The following is a 20,711-nucleotide window of genomic DNA, read 5'->3' on the forward strand; positions in this document are numbered from 1 at the left end:
TAATGCCCGCAGTAGTATGGATACCGATGGCAATAAGTGCTGGTATGATGATGGCGCAATATGCCATTCAAAAGTTTACGCAGAAGCCGTTAAAGCCTGGCGAGCGGAATATAACTGCCAGCATCACAGACACCCGTAAATACCTGTCTGTTGGTTATGGCAGAATCAAGCAAGGTATTGACATCGTATTTCACGCGGCTGATCCTGGTAATCAGCAAGTATATTGGTATATCGGCGCAATTGGCGTTGGCGAGATTGAGCATGTAGACGCCTTATATTTTGATAATAATAGGGCAGCTTCCTGGGCTGATGGACAAGATGCAACTTCGGCTGGAGCGCTGACTCCGTATGCTGGATTTATTAATACGGCCGCATACAAGGGAAAGTCTGCGCAAAATGCAAACTCTACGATAATAAACCTATTCCCCGATAGCTGGGACTCTAATTGCACGGGCAATTACGTTGCTTATTTTTTGGGTTCAATAAATCTGGATGCAAAAGTATTCCCAAACGGGTTACCGAATGATATTGGCGTGGTTGTAAAACAATTAAAAGTGCAGGACGTGCGGGATGGTTCCTGGCCGAACGCTACACCGGCGTATAGCACAAATCCTGTACTTGCAATTTTGGACTATTTCGTTGGCAAAAAGGATGCAAGGGGCAATAAGATTTATGGACACGGTGCACTGCCTGGCGAAATCGATACGGCAAGCTGGATTGCGGCCGCAAACTATTGCGATGAGCTTGTCGGTACTCCGGTAAGCGATCCTGTGCCGCCTGCTGTGAAATTGCTGAATGAATCCGGCAATCTAACCACAAACACCAAATACCGTTACAAAATAGCATATCGGGATGCAGGCGGAAATCATACAGCCGCAAGCAAAAAATCAAACCCCGTAACTACGACCGACAAAAAAACCAAAGTGAAGATTATTGTTCAGGCATGTGAGGCATCAACTATTACCAAGATTGATATTTACCGTAACGTAGCAGGAGATATGACTACGTTCAAGCTTGCTGGAACAATCGATAATAGCACCAGTGCGGGGGAGCTGATTTGGACAGATTCCGTTGCCGATGCGTCTTTGGGGGCTGCTGCACCTACGACAAATAACACTTCTTCCGGAGGCCAGCAACAAAAGCGATTTGAAATTGGCGGGCTGGTGCAAAACGAAAACGATGTTAAATCGAATATTGAAAAATTACTTACGTCGTGCCGGGGTAATATTGTTTACAATATGGGTAAATATTCCTTTTTCATCCGCAAGGCTGGTAGTGCTGTGGGCTTTGAAATAACCAAGGACAATATCGTGGGCAACTGGAGTTTTGAGACTCCTGGCATACAGCCGACCTGCAATCAGATTAAGGCATCCTTCACAAACCCTAAAAAGAAATGGGATACCGATTTTGTTTATTGGCCGGATTTGCGAAGAAACAATAAGTATCTTGCAGAAGACGCTATGCAGGAAAATGAAAGGACGATCGATTTATTATATACCACAAACAAAACAACCGCCTTGCAAATAGCGCAGGTTATTCGCAAAGAATCACGGCAGGGAATCAGGTGCAGTTGCATTTGTAATTATTCGGCAATTGTTTTGAAATATGGCGATATTGTGCCAGTGACATATGATCGGCTGGGTTGGTCGCAAAAGAAATTCTGGGTTACCTCAGTCGATTATTATCCGAACGCTACAATTGGCATTGGGCTTGAGGAATATGACGCCACGTGTTACGATTATGAGACGTTAAGCCTCGATACATCTGGCTCAGACGATACAGATCTTCCGGACATCAATGATCCTCCCGACAGCGTCAGCAAGGTGGTATTCCTTGAGCACAAGAATACGCAAAATGCCGATAGCGTGATTGACTTGTCGGTAACATATGATAATCCAACCTCGCCCTTTTGGGCATATTCAAACGTATACTGGAAACCTGAAAGTGACTCAAGACGAGTGCGATATTACAAATTTGACGACAACTCAAACAATTATGTAACGGATTGTGGTAATGATAGGGCGGATTTGACTTTATACGGCTCAGCTGAATGGACAACGGGAAAATTTAATTACGGAGTTTTGTTCGATGGCACATCCGGATATGCAAGTGCAAAGCCAGTTATTACCGAAGAGGTAACGGTGTCGTTCTGGTTTTATCGCAAGTCAGTGAATGCATCAAGACGTGACTTTTTGATTTATAATGGTACTGCTGTATCCAAAAGCGGTTTTTATATTTACTTTGAAACTAACTCTCACACGCTAAAGTACTATCTTGTAACTCAGACCAGCGGCGGAACGAAAACAGAACAAACTATATCCTACAATATGGTGGCATCTCTTAATGCCTGGCATCATGTCGTTTGCACTTACAGCATAAACACAGGCAAGCAACGTATGTTTATCAATAACGCATTTGCAGCCGGAGCGGGACATACGGCGGGAAATACCATCGTGCCAAACACCAATCCTGATTTATTGGTGGGCGCTACGGTTGGAGCTAATTATATTAATGCCATTATCGATAGCTTAGTCATCTACGATGAGATATTGGAGCCGGATGAAATTGATAACCTGTACAACAATCGCCCGGTTTATTTGGACGTTCGCAAAGTCAGGCATTACAAATTAACTGAAGGTAGCGGAACCCTCTTATGTGATAGCGGCAGCGACAAAGCCAATATGACATTATATAACGGTGTAGGTTGGGGCAACGACGGCGGCGACATATTGATTTTTGATGGCGTTAATGACTATGCTGATGCAACCGTTTTGAACAACGAGGAGATAACATTGTCATTCAGATTCAAGCGTTTGGCCGTAAAAGTGGGATCAGCTGGTTACTTCCTGAATAACAGAAATGCAACCGACAATGACGGATATTGTATCTATTTTGACGACAATTCCCATGTTCTTAAATGGTTGCTCGTTACTCAGGACTCAAGCAACAATAAGACATCAAAAACAGCGACCTATGATATGGTCAACTCTACAGATGGTTGGCATCAGATAACGGTGACGTATGACGCCTTTTCCGGGAAACAAACGCTGTCGATCGACGGCATTGCCCGGGACTACCAAATGCACCCTGCAGGTAATACCATCGTGCCGCCTAATAGGACGGCTATGCAATTGGGCAGCGGATATGCAGCCAATTATTCCCATGTGCAGATAAAGAGTTTTGTTTTGTATTCTGAAGCACTATCCGATGCTGATGTTTATAACCTGTATTGTTTTGACACCTATTATATTTCAGCAAACAATTATGATTTTCTTACTAAAATAGATAAGTCAAACAGCAATGTGTTTGAAGTAAGTAACCTGCAACGCTTCCAAACCTACCATTTCAAAATATTGTCGGTTAATACCTTTGGCGTCATGCAGGATTTTTCGACGTCCGTTGTCTTCACGCATACCATTGGCGATACGAACACAATGGACGATATTGATCCAAATACGATTAATATCACAGTGACTACAACCGACAACGTTAATCACCGGATACAGGTCTCATGGGTATACAATATAAATACCTATGTTTCAGATTACGTTCGGGATTACCGGCATTTTAATGTTGCTATCTCTTCAAGTAATTCGTGGGATGGAGTTGTGTTGAGCGACATAACCAATACTACCTGGTATTCGTGTCCCGTGTCTGCGGGTACGTGGTATTTCCTCGTTGAAGCGGTTGACGCTAACGGGAAGACATCTAACGCCACGACACTTGCAAGTAAGGCGTTTACGGTTACTGATCAGGATGGCGGAGTCATTGTTGTTGGCGGTGGGCAGCCGGCATGGACTGACATTATCACCGGCAACTTTACGACCGGCACAAAGACAGATACGGAAAGGAAAGTCGGACCTGGCGGCCTTTACTATTTATGGTTAACGCAGAATCAGATCTCCAACCCATCATTCAATACGAATCTAACCGGATGGACGATAGAGAAGGGGTCCTGGGTTAGAAGTACCGCAAGATATTATTCGTCACCGGCGTCGTTAAAGCGGGCGGCTTGTGATAAAGCTGTAAGCTGTTACACAGAGTTGGGGAGTGTGATTAATGGTTATAAAAACTACATTTTCTCAGCCTGGGTGTATTCAAGCTCCAAAAATACCGACCGTATTGGATTATATTTTGACTATGCCTTTCATGATCCCTATAAAGAATACTATCTGTATTCTAATTATCATAGCGGCAATAGCTCGTGGCAACGGCTGGATATAAGGTTCACGTCTGATCAATATGCCCCGGACACTTTTTATTTAAAAGCAATGACGGATAAAGCAAGTGAGTCCGGCGCCTTTTTTGATAATTTTTATTTTGGTGTGGTTAGCGGAGGTTATACAAGCCTTGCATATGACAGGGGCAATGGTGCGCCCAATGTTTCTAAAGTATTCAAGATATCGACACCTACAATTGGCACAGATGAAAATACCGAAGGGAAAATAACCATAAGCGTAGGCACTAGTGCAGATGATTCCTTGTATACCTGGTATTCTGGACTTGAAGTCGGCGCATTGCAAATAACTGCAAAACGATACATACGATATAGAATCCAATTTAGCAACTCCGGACCGGTAGATACCTTATATATAAAGGATGACTTGAAATTGTCATGGTCTGATCCCATTACAGCCTCAGTCAATTTCCCCGCTGCGTTTAGTTGGGACGGCACTTTAAGCAAGGCGTCTGTCGGCGGCAATATTGACTTAACAAGCGGTAATAACGTTACCATTGCAAACACAACGGCAAACAAAAACATAGCATTGAGTACAAGTGGGACTGGCGTTGTAACGGTAAACGGTAAAAATGTAGGCATGAATTTGCAGGTATTTTCTTATGAGTTTAGCCCTGCTAAATCAACTACCTATTACTTTGGAGCATCGGCTGCGCCTGCACGAACAAACGGAGCTAAGGCAAGGTTGTATTTCCCTGTTTCCGGAACAATAACATTGGCTCGTATCTACTCGAGGGCGAACAATGTTGCGGGGACTGGTGAAAATTGGTCGCTGTATATCAGAAGAAACGACACGACCGATACATTGATACAGACGGTTGGCGTAGCAGGTGCAGATCGTACATGGGTCAATACATCATTGGCAATAGCGGTATCGGCAGGGGATTATATGGAAATAAAGTGCGTTACTCCTAATTGGGCTACTGCTCCAACGGACGTTTCATTTTCCGGAGTAATTTACATTACATTTTGACTTTGATTTTAAAAAGTTGATCCACAAGGTGCTTTCGGCAACACAGATCAAGGTTGGGTTCCGGCTACAAACCTGAACCCGCATGGGGGACGCAAAGAAAAGATGAAGAATGCCTTGCGATATACAATGATTTGGCGGAACTTTCCGCCAAATGAAAAAATTAGATTCAACAACATCAAGGACTTATGACTTTTGGCGGCGGAATTATTCCGCCAAAATGAAAGGAGGGCGCAGTGGACGGAAGGGAAAGCGTTACTAAAAAATTGGGATGTTTGCAGGATGCTCGACCAGGGTGTCGATCCGCGAGGAGAGTGTCGCAGTCGGCCTGCAAAGGATTGGAAGGTTTGGTCCAGGTTGCAAACCTGAACCCGCATAGGGAATATCCCACTACCTTGAAATTGCCGGATAGTATCGGGAATTCTAAAAAAGAAAGGGAGGTAATTGATGGAAGAAAAACAGGATTTAATAGCGAAGGATGGGCAGGAACTAAAACGGTTAAAGGAGCACAGGGAATTTGATGAGTTCGTTGGATATTTGAAGGCAACTAATGATTTTAAAACCGTGATCCACAAGTCTGGCAAAAGAACCCTTTCGCAACCCTTGTGCCACACACACCACGCCCTACACCTGCAACAATTTGGCATGTCTTTAGCTTAGGTACATTTTTCAAACGCCGTTTGATACCATCGAACCGCAAATTTTGGTCTCGTTTGTTAGTTTTCCTATAAAAGTTTATCGCTCGATTACAAAATTATCGACTCCTTGTCACTCCCACCCTTTTACAAAAGACATTGACAGGACAAATGCTGCATTTCGGAGAGACAGGAACACAGATGTTTTGACCAAATGTAACAAGGATATCGTTTATGGTAAGCCAATTTTTTTTGGGAAGTTTTTCACGGAGGGCAAATTCAGTCTCGTGAGGATTCCCTGTTTTAACATATCCCCAGCGATTGGTGATCCGGTGAACATGGGTATCCACACAGATACCCGGTTTTTGATATCCCAAAGTCACCACAAGATTCGCTGTTTTGCGGCCTACACCATTAAGTTTTAATAATTCATCAATTTCATCAGGCACCTTACCCGAGTATGTTTTAATCAATACCGCACAAATCTCTTTGATCTTCCTCGCCTTTATTCGATAAAATCCAACCGGATAGATAATTTTTTCCAACTTTTCTGCAGGAATCTTTTCCATCTCTTCTGGATTATCGGCCAGGGCAAAGAGCCGGTCTGAAGCTTCGCGGGTGGTCCTATCCTTTGTTCTGAGGCTTAAAATACAGGAAATAAGTACGTGAAACGGGGTTCGTTCACGGGAAATGGTTGTAACGATGGGCTCGACAAACCGTCTATTTTCTCGCTCAAGAATTCTGAGGACTTTATGAATATCAAACAAATTAACTCTTTTAATAAAAGCGGCAACATGCAAACTGCGTTTACATGTTGCCGCTTCTTTTTAAGTTTCTGTTTTAGAACAACAAGATTTACCCTATGCTTGTGATTCCTATTTTCTCACATCTGCAAAGAGTTGATCATATACGAAACCCGCAACAATTCCACCCAGAATCGGTCCAATCCACCAGACATAGTGATGGGTAAACTGCCCGGACGCAATAGCGGGACCAAAAACACGCGCAGGATTCATTGCACCCCCGCTGATTGTCCCACCAATCATAGCCCCAAAAAGCGTCACCATACCAATAGCGACACCCGCAAACCCTGCAGTAGCCCTCTTATCTACTAATGTCCCATAGACAGTAAAGACCAGGAAAAAAGTAACAATAAACTCCATTAATATGCCACGACCGATTGAAACGCCGGGAGATAACATGCAGGTACCTAGATATACCGTGTTCAACGCCTCGGGAAAGAGCACTTTCAATGCCAGTCCCGCAATTATTGCGCCGGTAATTTGAGAGAGAATATACATAATTGCTGTATTGGGATCCATTCTTTTGCTAATCCAAAATGAGATCGTCACAGCCGGATTTACATGGGAGCCAGAAATATAACTCGTTGCATAAATAACGACAATCATTACCACACCATATGCAATAGAAATACCCAAAAGACCTAACCCCTGCCCCCCTTCCCGCCTCAAATAAAAATCAGCGCATACGGCGCCTGCAGCTATAAATACTAGCGTGAAGGCTCCAACCAACTCTGCCATATATTTTTTGTACGCTTTCATTCATTTTCTCCCATATTTTTTATCTGAATTCTTTCTTCATACGTAACATAAACGTTTATATATTAACAATCATCTGATGCTGTAAATTTTCAGAAATAAAATTTAAGCTATCATTATTCTATACACTAACTAAAGTTCTCTACCAATCTTAAACTACCTCCTTTCAAAATTGTAATTTATACATAACTACGCTAAATGCATAAATTTGTAGCAAATTAACACAATCAACGAACCCTGTCAAGCAAAAAGATTTTTTCCAATTTTGCCAATACATGAAGGCCGATAAAACCTTTGTATGGGGTTGGTTTCCCGATAAGAGCGGTGCAATCGTCTTCGCTTCTATCCTATACACAGCGTCATTCATCCGATACGAATATGCCATTCCCGCGGAAGCGGGAATCCAGAAAAACATGGAATCCCGGGTCAAGCCCGGAATAACAGACAGGTGCAAATTTATGTCGCTATGTATAGTATCAATTATTCAATAAGCGCGGCAGGTCATACGCTGTAAAAAATTTTTCAAGAAAGTAGGAATGGAATAATTTCCGAAGAGGTGGTTGCCGGAGGAAAAGAACATAACACAATAATAATGTATCGGCATAACCAGATAAACCAAAGCAACAGTCACTCAACGCTTGATTCCCCCCTCACAAACCATCATTATTGATTTTTTGAGCATAAAGGTCCCAATAATTCTTATCTTTCTGACGGCCATCCTGCCAGGTAATAATTGCCCCACCAGTTCCATCTCCAACTAACACAGGAAAACACTGGGTATCAGAAGCCGTCGAGATAGCGACTCCATTTTTTTTCCATAAAGGCATACCTTTCCTATCGATTCGTTGTGCATACACATCAAAGTCAGCCGGGAAACCACGATTATCATTCCATGCAAGTATTGCACCACAATTGTTATCGCTGACTATAGACACACGATTTTGAATACCGGATTCTATACATATTGCGGTACCATTGTCTTCCCATTGAACACAACCAGAAATATCTATGCGCTGAGCAAAGATATTGAAATCTCCACTGCGCATATCCCACCAGGCACTTATGGCACCTCCAGCTCCATCAGTAGTAATCACCGGATAATTTTGGTTTCCCGGTGCAGTACATAAGGGAATTCCATTGAGCAACCACTGCACTGCCCCATTCCCATCAATCTGCTGGGCAAAGATGTCGTTATTATTGGTACCATTACGGGTATCTACCCAAGTTATGATTGCCCCTTCGGCTCCATTACTAACAGCAACAGCAAAACTTTCATGCCCTTGAGCAGTACATACCGCTATCCCAAACTTATCCCATAGCATTGTTCCGCTTGCGTCCAATCGTTGCGCATAAATATCTGCGTAATTCCTCCGAAAGTCCTGCCACACCACAATAGCACCACCTGTGCCGTCAGATACAATTTCTGGTGCATTTTGTGCACCTGATACGCCGCAGACAAGTACCCCGTTTTTCGCCCAAAGCGTTTCTCCATTTTTATTAATTCGCTGGCCATAAAGATCCGCATAGTTCGTTCGAAAATCTTCCCAAACAATAATAGCACCTCCCACTCCATCTGATGTAATACAGGGACTGTCCTGATCTTTCACCTCACTACAAACAGGTATCCCATCTTTCATCCATAATGTATTTCCTTTTGCATCAATACGTTGGGCATAAACATCATAATTGCCAATACCACTTCGCATGTCATGCCACACAATTATTGCGCCCCCATCACCATCGCTTACCATTCTTGGACGTTTTTGATTTTCTGGTGCAGCACAAACAGGTACACCGTCTTTTTGCCAAAGGGCATTCCCCTGAGCATCAATACGCTGAACATAGATATCAAAATGGATATCTCTTGCATCTTCCCATGCAATAATAGCACCACCAACACCATCGTCAATTATTTGCGGCGAACTTTGCTGGCCGGAAGCTGTACAGATAGCCGTATTCTCCTGTGAATGAGAAGACCATGCAGCTACGGACATCTGCTGATAAACAAAGACACAAAGAAATACGCCTATTAAAGAAATGAGTATTGATCGGGACATTGTTCTTAAGGTGGTATTCATAAAATTTTTCACTGCATTATGTATGTGCACTCAGAAACTGAATAAACAATTATACACTTAAAACGTCTGCGAAGAACTGAACGACCGGGATTATACAAAATCTTTCTTCTTATCCCCTACCATAATCATTGAGATGATTCCGGAAAACTTTTTATTTTTTTGCTCCTGCGTACAAAAGGGGATCTAATTCCACTGCTTTATTATAAAATTTCATAGATTCATCGTACTTCCCGAGGTTATAAAAACTATTTGCCTTATTGTGCCATGCCCTTGCGCTTTTCGGGTTGATTTCGATTGCTTTATCAAATGCCTTTATTGCATCATCGTACATACCCAGCCGGTTTAGGGTAATCCCCATATTATTCCATGCCCATGCCCTTTGAGGATTTACTTCTACTGCCTTACTAAAGAACTTCAGAGCTTCGTCATATCTCCCCAAGAGGATTAAGACATACCCTTTCCCATGCCACGCCAAATCCTCTTTCGGGTTGATTTCCATGGCTTTATCAAATGCATACATTGCATTGTCGTATCTGAATAATGCAATCAGGTCAACACCTTTATTATACCAAGCAGCTGCAAACCCTGGTTCTGATGCAAGAACCTTGTCGTATAATGCTAAGGCCTCTTCAAACTTGCCTTGCTTATAGAGGGCAATTCCCTTATTTACCAGGGTGGAGTTAGCATTGGGATTAATACTCAACGCCCTCTCATAGGCTTTAACGGCCATATCATAATTCCCCAGACAATAGAGTGCATTACCCAGCCCGTCCCACGCCTCAAAATAACCTGGATAACGTGCTATGGAATTATTATACGCTTTGACAGCGTGTTCATACCTGCCCCGTTTATACTGCGCATTTCCATTTTTAATCCACTTCCGCGCACTGTGTTTTTTCGATGTGGTTTTATAGATTTTTCCTTGCATAGTGACAGCCCATGTGCCCTGACAAGGAAAATAGAGAGCAGCTATCAGAAAGAAAAATATCCCTTTATATAAACATCCCTCCACAAGAGTTCTGAATAAAAAAGTTATAGTAGTTAGCCTATGATACATATCCTTAAGATTATCTGACAAATCATGCCGGTGTTCGACAAACAAAAACCAACACAATGAATTTAGCATCTTATAAAAATCATCCTTCAAAATCAAACAATTAATAAAGCATACCATAATCTTGATTAAAACCAAGGGTACATATAAAAAAGAAAAATTTGCCGTGACTTTTTCAAATCGTTTCCTATAAAATACCACCATACCTTTAAGGAAACGACTTTATGAAATTACTTGTTGTTGCAGCAACCCTCCCTGAAATTAAACCGCTCATGTCATCTCTCGGACAGGGCGAAGCCAAAGACTTTAGCACAAAGACGCTCCATTATCACCAATTGAGCATAGATACACTTATTACCGGGGTCGGACTTATGCATACGGCCTATTTCATGGGAAAAGTTTTAGCGAAAAATACCTATGATCTGGCATTACAATTTGGAATTGCAGGTAGTTTCAGGAAAGATATTGCACCTGGCGTGACCGTGAACGTTATAGAAGAGACCGTAGCGGATTTAGGCGCCGAAGATAAAGATAATTTTTTGGATGTAACAGAATTACACCTCTTGCCGCCGGACCAATTCCCTTATCAAGCTGGCAAATTAGTGAACACAACCGCAGACTCAGTGTATGGGGTATCCGCGCTGAAAAAGGTAAAAGGCATCAGCGTTAATAAAGCCCACGGTTATCAATACAGTATTGACAAAATCATTTTGAAATACAATCCTGACATTGAAAGTATGGAAGGGGCGGCATTTTTTTATGCCTGTTTTATGGAACGTCTCCCCTGTCTTCAAATCAGAGCTGTTTCAAATTATATAGAAGACAGAAACAAAGACCGGTGGAACATCCCCCTGGCTATCGGAAATCTCAATAAAATCGCTTTAAAAATTATTCATCATATTACCGAGCACTTATAAAACCATAACGCCGCAACCGGAAGAATTTGACCAAGAAGAAGTCGAAGGACGCAAAGAAAAACTTACCAAAAAGATGTTTTTACAATAAAATTACAAAGAATTTTTTGATGATTTTTCATGGACAAAAGCCTGCAAAAGTCCGTTTTATAAAGGAATGCCTTAGCGTATGAAACTAACTCTCGGTATTTCCCCCTGTCCCAACGACACCTTTATCTTCGATGCCATGATAAATAATAAAATTGATACAGAAGGAATATCGTTTGAATTGGTCGTCAACGACGTGGAAAAACTAAATACACTCGCCTTTCGTCATGCCTTAGACATCACAAAACTCAGCTATTACTCCTATGTTTACGTAACCAACCAATATGTTTTGTTAGATGCAGGAAGTGCTCTGGGCAAAAATTGTGGACCATTATTCATTACAAAGTCGGGAAAACAAAAATCAGACTTTGAAGGCCGGGTCATCGCCATTCCAGGAAAATACACTACTGCTAATTTTTTATTAAGTATGGCATTTCCGCGGGTAACAAATAAAGTCGAAATGCTTTTTTCAGAAATCGAAAATGCCATTGTACACGACACGGTAGATGCGGGTGTCATCATCCACGAGAATCGGTTTACCTATCAGAGGAAAGGGCTGGTTAAAATTATGGACTTGGGAGAATATTGGGAAACACAAACAAGGCTCCCCATCCCTTTGGGTGGAATCGCCATAAAACGAAATATCCCTGCTGAAATTGCTCAAAAAGTAAATCGTATTGTAAGAAAAAGTGTAGAATATGCCCTTGCCTACCCCGCAGCATCCCGTGAGTTCGTCAGATGCTATGCCCAGGAGATGAACGAAATCGTCCGGAATCAACACATTCAATTATACGTTAACAACTACAGTGTTAATTTGGGCGACATCGGAAAGCAAGCCATCACAACACTTTTTGCATGGGCACGAAGAAATAAATTAATCCATAAAATCAACGAGAACCTTTTCCTTCCCTTGGCCGAATCGTTAGAGCCACCAGCGTAATCGATACCGCTGCATACTTTGGCAGTGTTGATGTGCACACGTGTGTATGATCTATGCACGCCTTCCTCTCGGGCAATTCTATCCCCTTATACTCACACAGCCTCCGCGGCATTGCTCCTATCTTTTACCAAAGTTTTCCAAAGATAATTGCACATCTTTTCTTCGGTACCCATACCTGGGTTTTGGGGTTAAGAGAGATACACAATGCAGACTTTCTGGATCTGTTTGAATGGGGGCAAGGGCATGGCATCCGGCTCGCTATGCGTCAATTGGAGATTAACATTGCATGGAAGGGTATTTTTACACCCTTTAATTGTAGAGATCTATACATAACGACATAAGTTTACACCTGCCTGTCATTCCGGGATTGACCCGGAATCCCGTATTTTTCTGGATTCCCGCTTCCGCGGGAATGACATATTCGTATCTGATTACGGAAAAGCACAAATGCACATATTATGCAAAAGCCCTATCTTAACATTATGGCCTGAAGTTTTGAGTGTTCCAATAAATCCCCATAAAAAGGGGTTTAATTCCTTCGTAAAATCTTCTATTAAACAACTCCTTCTTCATGTGCCTGTTCCTGTTAAAATATCGTTTGGAAAGATGCTAAAATTGAGAGTAAAAATGTTTGACAAGAGGGTCGTGGGGCCACTAATTGGAAGGCTTCTGTCTGGCTTTCGTGTAAGCATCTCAATACAGGCCTGACCCAGAATCACCCGGAGAATATGGTGATCTATCCTCATAAAACCAGCACAGCGCACTCACGGCTTACATCTACTACCACGTATTCACTAGACCCCGATCATTAAACCAAAAGGGTCTTCCGTAGAGAGACACTATCTGGAAACTGGGAATACTAACCAGCTTGTTGCGTGAAAGCACAGCATCACCCCACGACACAACGTGCCTAAGGATTACAAATTATCTGCTAATTCAATAATGTGGTCAGAAAAATACGCATTAAATACACCATAGGGTATTTCAAATAAGTATGTTATTGAAACCATGAAGACAATTTGTTGACAATGATTCAATCGCATGACATATAGTAGCATATTTCAAAAAGCCAGTCGGATATAATGAGAGTGTTCTCAACCGCATGGTTTAGTTTTCTGTAATCTTAAGGAGGAGAAGGAAATGTTAAAGAAGTTTGGTTGTGGTATTATTGCTGTTGGTGTCTTAACGTTTGGCGCAGGTGTTGTGAATAGTTCTTTTACCTGCTCTGTAATGGCAGAAGACAAAGAAAAGGGGAAGGATGAAAAGTCTGGAGAATTGATGCCTGGCGCCATAAAGACTGCTTTCTCAGTCCCTGTTAAGTCTGAAGACAAAGACGAAGAAAAAGACAAAGAAGGAAAGTCAGGAAAGTTGATTTAGCTGTTAAAATCATTACGCAGGGTATTAAAATTAAAACAGAGCGCGAAAACGTTTTTGGGTTATGTAAAACCAAAAATTTATAAACATGAAGGACAACCACGTGGTTGTCCTTCATGTTTATGGAGATTACTATAAGTGAACATTATCGCACAGGGCATGTGAAACAATAGCACGAACATGCTTCATTCCAGTAAGGTCATGCCTTGTCCATTGGTTCACCAGTCATTCCATAAAATCATTCTCGAATGCCCATATTAACTTTATTCGTCACGGCAAACCACTCCGACTCTTTCAACGCTAAATCTTTCCTCATCAATCTCGTTGGCAGTGAAAATTCTGTACAGTTTTTACACGATACCACAGGATAGTGGAATAAAGCACAAAGTCAGATTTTCAGTATAACATCTATTCACTCGACTCATTCTATTGTAACAGGAATAATCCTTGATGTTTCCGGTAAAAAAGCCAGTTGCGGGCGTGATCTGTTGTCTTGCGTAGGGTCTGAACGGAAACACGCTTTTTTTTAAAAACGGCAGGGTAGTTTTTCGCTTACTAAAATCTTTTCTTAAAATTTGCTGCTAGTCTTTTGACAAAAGGAAGGTTCTTTTCCTCATTTTTCCCATTTTTCCACTAATTTTGGCTCGTCTGGGCATACTATCTCCCTGTCATACTGTTTTTCCACGCTTTTTAGGCCGCCTTTCTTAACTTATCGTGTTTCTTTCGTGCCTTCTCCTGAAGCACGTTCCCCAGTTTGTGTAAATTTGCAGCTACCACACCCCGTGCACAATACCTTTTAAATGCATGCAACCCCTTGTCCATACACCTGTCCAAGCCGTGACGTTCCAAACGATTGATGTCCGATTCCACTGCTGAGTGCTTATGTCTGCGATTCTTAAACGTCCTGCCCGACTCCTCTGCCTGTTCCTCCTGGTTTTTCCGACCCTTCCTAGTCATGATTACCTCCGGTATATACAGACTCAGCAACTCCTTGTTCTCTCGTTTGTAAAACTCCTTGTCAAAACTGATACTCCCAATCGCGTCTTATCCAAATTGATTCAACAACCTCTCTGCCAGCGGAATCGACAATGACACCTCCGCCTCTTTCTCAACAACCTGATGCTCTACGATAAATCCCCATTGATCGCTTGCCACCAGAATGCAATGCCCTAATTCCACCCTTTTGTTTGCCTCCAAACCATATTGGCGTTTCCCTACCAAATCGCTTACCATGATCCGATACGTATGGCCTTTCCTGAACGATATTTCATCTATCCTGTAGATCCGGGAGCAGGAACTCCCGTCCTCTGAAGCTGCTTCTCCATGTATTGTTTGTCCAATTCTTTAACCGTATGCCAATCCAATTTCAACTCTTTGGCCACATCCTGTATCGTCATAGACCGGCATCGCCTCTCGTTTCACCTTCCCGCACCTCCGCGCAGAATGTGTCTCGTACCCACCAGACCTTCTTGGTATAATAGCTCCGGTGCGCATCACCACAACAACCGCACACCGTTTTTTTGAGTCCGAACAAGTCGGGTAACACGTGCCTTTGCATCGCCAACTATCCCCTGTATCTCTGCCTTCGGGCGAAACCCGGGGAAATGATATTCGTCCGGGAGCCGCTTCTTTTTTCCTATCGTTGTGTCTTGCCATTTTTTTTCATCTTCTTCAACCCCTTTTTCACCTTACTTTCATCACAACTTCTTCCCTTAAATTGTATCCACTCGTTGCTGTCGGGTTAGAAATATGCAAGTCTTGTTTTGTTCCTCTCGAGATGCCATTCCCGCATGTTTTTAGCGGGAATCCATGAGGTTTTTGGTTCACTGAATACCCGATAAAGGTGTTCGGGTATAACAGAAACCGTATAGGCAAACTTCTAACCAGACAACGTGGAATACATATAATTGTTTCTATTATCAAGTCATCAAAGGTATTTTTAAGGTGTATGTAAAAACATACATTATTTTGAATCGTACAATAACAATTTCATTGTATTTATATCAAAAATGTAACATATTATATCTAGAAGAGCCAACCAGGTATTTCGAGAGTGTTCTCGACGGTTTGGCTTGTGCATTCCTAATTCGAGGAGGAAAAGGAAATGTTAAAGAGGTTTGGTTATAGTTTGGTTGTAGCAGGTGCGTTGATATTGGGTGTTGGTGTTGTAAATAGCGTATTGGTTGGCTCCGCTATGGCAGAGGAAAAGAAATGTGACAAATGTGGGCATACCGCAAAAGAAGGTAAAGATTGCAAGTGCGAATGCCATAAAGCGAAGCACTAAGATTTTAGGTAAAACATTTGGTATCGTTTAAAAAGTAATAGACAAAAGGGCATCTCACGTGAGATGCCCTTTTGTTTTGTGGAAACTGGCCGGAATTAGATGCTTTGTATAAGGTTAGCCTCCACAGATGAGTCACGTTTTCAAGTATAGCAGAACCAAACGCTTTTGTCCGTTACTTTCTCCCACTTTCACACATCATCTTTACCCTAACCAATCTTATCTCTTCGTAGGAATAGCCGTCTCCGAGTTTTTCTTTTACGGGCGTTAATCTATCCATGCCAAATTTATTCAACACTTCTCGGATGTGGTTCTGCTTTTCTGAATTAACCATTCCATCGATGGATATACTTTCGCCGTTCAGAATAAGTTTTTCCAGATGAGAAACAATGGTAGACAATGCAAGTCCCCTCTTTTGTGCAATTTCATGAATTGAAAGGCGCTGCTGATAGAGTCCCAAAGTCGTTTGAACGGTAGAATATTTCGTCTGCTTTACAGGAGATTCAGAATGTTCCTGAGCGATCTGCTTTGGCATGATATGGTGTTGTTCACAATAATCGGCGATCTCTTTTATAAATACCTTCCCGTGCTTCATTAATTTTTGATCTCCGACACCACTTATTTTTCGTAAATCGAGCAAACTCTGCGGATAATAAGTCGTCATTTCCTTTAAGCTGGTATCGTGGAAAATGATATAAGGCGGCACTCCCTCCTGATCGGCCAGTGTTTTTCGCAAAGTCCTCAGACGCTCAAACAGAGTATGATCATAGGCTTCATACTCTTCGGTCTTTTGAACAGGAAGTTTTTCCTCGGGCTTTATCAAAGAAACCTTTTCGTTACCCAATAAAACAGGTCGGCTTTTTTCGTGCAGTTTCAGAATGGGATATTCATCCCCGTCCAATCTTAAGTATCCAAACTGGATTAATTCACGGATGAACGACTGCCACTGCAACCTTGAGTATTCCTTCCCAACACCATAGGTCTTCAGGGTGTCGTGTTGGTTCTGCAATACTTTTTGATTTCTGGTGCCTAACAAGACCTCGACAATATAATTTATCCCAAACCGTTCACCTGTCCTGTAAACACAGGATAATATCTTTTGTGCAGCAATCGTTCCATCAAACCGTTCCTTCGGTTCTAAACAGACATCACAACCCCCGCAATTCGGCCCTTCGAAGGTCTCGCCAAAATAGGCCAGCAACAACTTCCTTCTGCAAACATTACTTTCACAATACGTTATCAGTTCCCTCAATTGTCTATATGCAATCTGTTTTTCATTTTCATCCTTTTTTTGTTGAATGAAGTGTTCTATCTTGAATTTATCGGCATAACTAAAGAAGAGAATGCATTCACTTGGTAATCCATCCCTGCCGGCACGCCCGGTCTCCTGATAATATCCTTCAATACTCTTCGGTAAATCGTAATGGATCACATACCGTACGTTCGGCTTGTCAATGCCCATACCAAATGCAATCGTTGCCACAATAATCTCTACGTCGTCACGGATGAACCGTTCCTGATGCTCTGTCCTGACTTCAGCCGTAAGCCCCGCATGATAGGGCAAAGCGCGATATCCTTTTTTCTGCAAACCCGACGCGAGGTTTTCCACAGCCTTGCGGCTCTGGCAATAAATAATTCCCGAATCCTTCCTTTGGCCCTCCAGATATTGCAGAATTTGACGAAGTGGCTCCTGTTTGGGTTTTATCTGGTAATACAGATTCTTCCGGTTAAAGCTCGCTCTGAAAACCTTACACCGGGACAGTTTCAGTTGTCTGATAATATCATCCTGAACCACTTGCGTGGCGGTGGCAGTTAAGGCTATAACAGGAATGTGAGGAAATATCTCCTTCAATATTTTTAACTGGCGGTATTCGGGGCGGAAATCGTGCCCCCATTCAGAAATACAATGCGATTCATCAATGGCAAACAGGGAGACCTTTAACCCCTGCACGAATTCGAGAAACTCAGACATCAGAAGCCTCTCAGGTGCGACATAAAGGATCTTGATCTCATGATTTGACAATTGCTGCCTTCTGGTATCAATTTCGTGATAACTCAAAGAGCTATTAATGAATGTCGCCGGAATCCCATTGGCCAACAACCCATCCACCTGGTCTTTCATCAAGGCAATTAAGGGAGAGACGACAATTGTTACACCGCTGAAAAGAAGCGCCGGCAATTGGTAGCACAGGGACTTGCCACTTCCCGTTGGCATGAGGACAAAGACATCCCGGTGTTCCAGCACCTCCTTAATAATATCTTCCTGAAGCGGGTAGAAGCTTGTGTAGCCAAAATATTTTTGCAGTAAATCATACATAAGCATGGTAAGGATGATACTGGTTTTTATTTCCGGAAGCAATTGGAAACAAGAGAAACTATTTTGAATTTCGAATATTCTGTGATAGACTTTTACAATTATGATACGAACAGATGAAAGAAAGCAAGACCTTCCTGAGGACATGATACTCATTGCCGAAGGGCTCTTTTTCATGGGCAGCACGAAACAGGATATTACTAACTTGCTGGAACTCGACCATAATATTGAAGCGGAACGGCTTGAAAATGAGATTCCCCAGCACAAGGTTTATTTGAATGCATACCTTATCGACAAATATCCTGTTACCAATGCTCAATATAAAAAGTTCATCGAATCCGGTGGTTATATGCAAAAGACCTTTTGGTCGGACGATGGATGGCAATATATTGTTCAAGCGAAACCGCTGGAAAACAACGAACTGGACGGCGCTTTCCACGACCAGGCGGATTGTCCGGTTGTAAACATCTCCTGGTATGAGGCAGAGGCATTTGCATCATGGGCAGGAAAAAGGCTTCCCACGGAGGCGGAATGGGAAAAGGCTGCCCGTGGAACGGATGGCAGAATATACCCGTGGGGAAATGAATTTGATAAAACGCGCCTAAACTGTGCTGAGGCCAAGATTGAAAAGCCTACCGCTGTCACAAAATACCCGCAAGGCCAGAGTATTTACGGGTGTTTCGATATGGCAGGAAATGTATGGGAATGGACGGCAGACTGGTACGACAGTCAATACTACCGTTACACCTCTGACAAAAACCCTCAGGGACCAACAATGGCGGAAAAAAACCCTTATTTTGGAAGACCAGAAGAAGTAGGCATCTCCATTTATGACCTGAAACCCTCTCCGACAAGCAAAGCCCTCAGCGGATGCAAAGTGTTACGCGGTGGGTCATGGAATGGGTCAGGTATTGTTCATATTCGATGCTCAAACCGGGACTATGACGAACCCACTTACAAAAATGATACTATCGGTTTCCGTTGTGCTAAATCTCCGGAGTAGAACTTTTGCAAAAGTTACCTACATAAATAAATCAAAAAAAGATAGCTTGTCAATCCATGACAAACGCAGAATAACATTTGCAATAATTTAACTTTAAAAAAAACAGGGGCGAAGCATTTGCCTGATTCATTATGGACGTGTTCAAAAAGGAGTCACTATGAATATTCTTGTTTCCGGGTCATTGGCTTATGACAGGATTATGGACTTTCCGGGAAAGTTTTCTGATCACATACTTCCGGATAAAATCCATATACTGAACGTATGTTTTACGATAAATGGATTAGCCGAGAATTTTGGAGGCACTGCCGGCAATATTGCTTACGCACTTTCCCTCATGGGTGAAACCCCAACCATACTCGCCACGGCAGGACGTGATTTTGAACCTTACCGTAACTGGTTAACACAGCGCAATATTTCTACACAGCATATAAAGATCATTCCCGAAGAACTAACGGCTGGTGCCTATATAACCACAGACAAGTCCGACAATCAAATAACGGCGTTCAATCCGGGAGCAATGAAATACAGTTCCAGCTTTCATTTCGATGCTATTGATGCCCAAAAAGCCCTTGCTATTGTTGCACCGGGAAATTTAGGTGATATGGTCAATTTCTCTAATACCTATAAGAGGAAAGGTATCGACTATATCTTTGATCCGGGGCAATCCCTGCCTGCATGGACGAAAGAACTGTTAACAGATTTGATCAGTGGGTCAAAAATATTTATCTGTAATGACTACGAGCTACAATTAACCCAGGAAAAAACCGCAATGGCTGTTGAAGATATCCTGGAAAAGACGAAAACACTCATTGTAACAAAAGGGGAATATGGCTCCGTCGTCATGCAGAGAGAAAACAACAAAATACGGAGTACAGATATCCCCATCGCTAAAGCCCACCAGGTAAATGACCCTACCGGGGCTGGTGATGCTTACCGGGCGGGATTAATTAAAGGTCTCGCATCATCAAATCATGATATCATTCATGCGGCAAAGATAGGGGCTGTTTGTGCCGCTTATTGTGTAGAAGTATATGGCCCACAGAATTATCATTTCACCTATGAATCATTTAATGAGCGATTCGGCGCTACTTTTGGAGAAAAGGCTTTTTAAAATTAGTCATTAAGCTTTTGTAACTATTCAGCGTACTTTTGCTCACAAACACTATGAGTGAACAAAATATTGATTCTGTAATTCCGAAGGGATGTCATGATTATAGCATATCGTTATGCAATGACGGTTAACCCTGTAGGGGTGGCATGGTATC

14 protein-coding genes and 1 pseudogene are annotated in these 20,711 nt (G+C 42.3%); 8 read left to right on the forward strand and 7 right to left on the reverse strand.

The window, feature by feature from the left end; all coding sequences use genetic code 11:
* Positions 1 to 2 precede the first annotated feature (2 nt).
* The gene (locus BIY37_RS04775; RefSeq protein WP_070066693.1) at positions 3 to 5,210 is read left to right on the forward strand and encodes a LamG domain-containing protein; all 5,208 of its coding nucleotides are present in this window, start codon (positions 3 to 5) and stop codon (positions 5,208 to 5,210) included.
* A 444-nt stretch (positions 5,211 to 5,654) separates the two neighbouring features.
* The gene (locus BIY37_RS13110; protein WP_143299173.1) at positions 5,655 to 5,867 is read left to right on the forward strand and encodes a hypothetical protein; all 213 of its coding nucleotides are present in this window, start codon (positions 5,655 to 5,657) and stop codon (positions 5,865 to 5,867) included.
* Between the two features lie 94 nt (positions 5,868 to 5,961).
* On the opposite strand, the gene BIY37_RS04785 is transcribed toward BIY37_RS13110, so the two are convergent.
* The 4 genes from BIY37_RS04785 to BIY37_RS04805 form a co-directional block, all read right to left on the reverse strand.
* Positions 5,962 to 6,609 carry an endonuclease III domain-containing protein gene (locus BIY37_RS04785; protein ID WP_070066695.1) on the reverse strand — a complete coding sequence of 216 codons (648 nt, stop codon included), beginning with the start codon at positions 6,607 to 6,609 and terminating at the stop codon, positions 5,962 to 5,964.
* Between the two features lie 108 nt (positions 6,610 to 6,717).
* The gene (locus BIY37_RS04790; RefSeq protein WP_070066696.1) at positions 6,718 to 7,404 is read right to left on the reverse strand and encodes an aquaporin; all 687 of its coding nucleotides are present in this window, start codon (positions 7,402 to 7,404) and stop codon (positions 6,718 to 6,720) included.
* A 647-nt stretch (positions 7,405 to 8,051) separates the two neighbouring features.
* Positions 8,052 to 9,479, reverse strand: coding sequence for a hypothetical protein (locus tag BIY37_RS04800; protein WP_070066698.1), 1,428 nt, complete (start codon positions 9,477 to 9,479; stop codon positions 8,052 to 8,054).
* Between the two features lie 151 nt (positions 9,480 to 9,630).
* Positions 9,631 to 10,407, reverse strand: coding sequence for a tetratricopeptide repeat protein (locus BIY37_RS04805; protein WP_179129289.1), 777 nt, complete (start codon positions 10,405 to 10,407; stop codon positions 9,631 to 9,633).
* 350 nt (positions 10,408 to 10,757) lie between these two features.
* Here BIY37_RS04805 and mqnB point away from each other — a divergent pair, with 350 nt between their 5' ends.
* The 3 genes from mqnB (at position 10,758) to BIY37_RS04825 (ending at position 13,851) form a co-directional block, all read left to right on the forward strand.
* On the forward strand, positions 10,758 to 11,450 hold the full coding sequence (gene mqnB, locus BIY37_RS04810) for a futalosine hydrolase (RefSeq protein WP_070066700.1): 693 nt from the start codon (positions 10,758 to 10,760) through the stop codon (positions 11,448 to 11,450).
* A gap of 166 nt (positions 11,451 to 11,616) precedes the next feature.
* Positions 11,617 to 12,474, forward strand: a complete 858-nt coding sequence (locus BIY37_RS04815; protein ID WP_070066701.1) for a 1,4-dihydroxy-6-naphtoate synthase — start codon at positions 11,617 to 11,619, stop codon at positions 12,472 to 12,474.
* Positions 12,475 to 13,614: 1,140 nt separating this feature from the next.
* The gene (locus tag BIY37_RS04825; protein WP_070066703.1) at positions 13,615 to 13,851 is read left to right on the forward strand and encodes a hypothetical protein; all 237 of its coding nucleotides are present in this window, start codon (positions 13,615 to 13,617) and stop codon (positions 13,849 to 13,851) included.
* Between the two features lie 687 nt (positions 13,852 to 14,538).
* On the opposite strand, the pseudogene BIY37_RS13865 reads toward BIY37_RS04825, so the two are convergent.
* Both BIY37_RS13865 and BIY37_RS13115 read right to left on the reverse strand, forming a co-directional pair.
* Positions 14,539 to 15,042: pseudogene (locus tag BIY37_RS13865) on the reverse strand (ISNCY-like element ISCku10 family transposase); the annotation flags it as partial.
* Between the two features lie 150 nt (positions 15,043 to 15,192).
* Positions 15,193 to 15,504 carry a hypothetical protein gene (locus BIY37_RS13115; RefSeq protein ID WP_143299174.1) on the reverse strand — a complete coding sequence of 104 codons (312 nt, stop codon included), beginning with the start codon at positions 15,502 to 15,504 and terminating at the stop codon, positions 15,193 to 15,195.
* Positions 15,505 to 15,952: 448 nt separating this feature from the next.
* Here BIY37_RS13115 and BIY37_RS04840 point away from each other — a divergent pair, with 448 nt between their 5' ends.
* A complete protein-coding gene (locus BIY37_RS04840; RefSeq protein ID WP_070066706.1) occupies positions 15,953 to 16,132 on the forward strand; it encodes a hypothetical protein in 180 nt (59 codons plus the stop codon).
* Positions 16,133 to 16,304: 172 nt separating this feature from the next.
* On the opposite strand, the gene recQ is transcribed toward BIY37_RS04840, so the two are convergent.
* Entirely contained in the window at positions 16,305 to 18,452 is a 2,148-nt protein-coding gene (gene recQ, locus BIY37_RS04845; RefSeq protein WP_070066710.1) for a DNA helicase RecQ, read from the reverse strand.
* A 94-nt stretch (positions 18,453 to 18,546) separates the two neighbouring features.
* Between recQ and BIY37_RS04850 the strand changes: the two genes are divergently transcribed.
* Positions 18,547 to 19,446: a formylglycine-generating enzyme family protein gene (locus BIY37_RS04850; RefSeq protein WP_080324851.1), complete on the forward strand. Its 900-nt coding sequence runs from the start codon at positions 18,547 to 18,549 to the stop codon at positions 19,444 to 19,446.
* A 157-nt stretch (positions 19,447 to 19,603) separates the two neighbouring features.
* Entirely contained in the window at positions 19,604 to 20,557 is a 954-nt protein-coding gene (locus tag BIY37_RS04855) for a carbohydrate kinase family protein (RefSeq protein ID WP_070066708.1), read from the forward strand.
* Positions 20,558 to 20,711 lie beyond the last annotated feature (154 nt).

Source organism: Candidatus Brocadia sapporoensis (genome assembly GCF_001753675.2).
Classification (GTDB): domain Bacteria; phylum Planctomycetota; class Brocadiia; order Brocadiales; family Brocadiaceae; genus Brocadia; species Brocadia sapporoensis.

Bases quoted from the DNA above. Each gene is read 5' to 3' on its own strand.
- BIY37_RS04775 (WP_070066693.1), top strand. From the start codon at position 3: ATGCCCGCAGTAGTATGGATACCGATGGCAATAAGTGCTGGTATGATG.
- BIY37_RS13110 (WP_143299173.1), top strand. From the start codon at position 5,655: ATGGAAGAAAAACAGGATTTAATAGCGAAGGATGGGCAGGAACTAAAA.
- BIY37_RS04790 (WP_070066696.1), bottom strand. From the start codon at position 7,404: ATGAAAGCGTACAAAAAATATATGGCAGAGTTGGTTGGAGCCTTCACG.
- BIY37_RS04800 (WP_070066698.1), bottom strand. From the start codon at position 9,479: ATGAATACCACCTTAAGAACAATGTCCCGATCAATACTCATTTCTTTA.
- BIY37_RS04805 (WP_179129289.1), bottom strand. From the start codon at position 10,407: ATGCAAGGAAAAATCTATAAAACCACATCGAAAAAACACAGTGCGCGG.
- mqnB (WP_070066700.1), top strand. From the start codon at position 10,758: ATGAAATTACTTGTTGTTGCAGCAACCCTCCCTGAAATTAAACCGCTC.
- BIY37_RS04815 (WP_070066701.1), top strand. From the start codon at position 11,617: ATGAAACTAACTCTCGGTATTTCCCCCTGTCCCAACGACACCTTTATC.
- BIY37_RS04825 (WP_070066703.1), top strand. From the start codon at position 13,615: ATGTTAAAGAAGTTTGGTTGTGGTATTATTGCTGTTGGTGTCTTAACG.
- BIY37_RS13115 (WP_143299174.1), bottom strand. From the start codon at position 15,504: ATGGCAAGACACAACGATAGGAAAAAAGAAGCGGCTCCCGGACGAATA.
- BIY37_RS04840 (WP_070066706.1), top strand. From the start codon at position 15,953: ATGTTAAAGAGGTTTGGTTATAGTTTGGTTGTAGCAGGTGCGTTGATA.
- recQ (WP_070066710.1), bottom strand. From the start codon at position 18,452: ATGCTTATGTATGATTTACTGCAAAAATATTTTGGCTACACAAGCTTC.
- BIY37_RS04850 (WP_080324851.1), top strand. From the start codon at position 18,547: ATGATACGAACAGATGAAAGAAAGCAAGACCTTCCTGAGGACATGATA.
- BIY37_RS04855 (WP_070066708.1), top strand. From the start codon at position 19,604: ATGAATATTCTTGTTTCCGGGTCATTGGCTTATGACAGGATTATGGAC.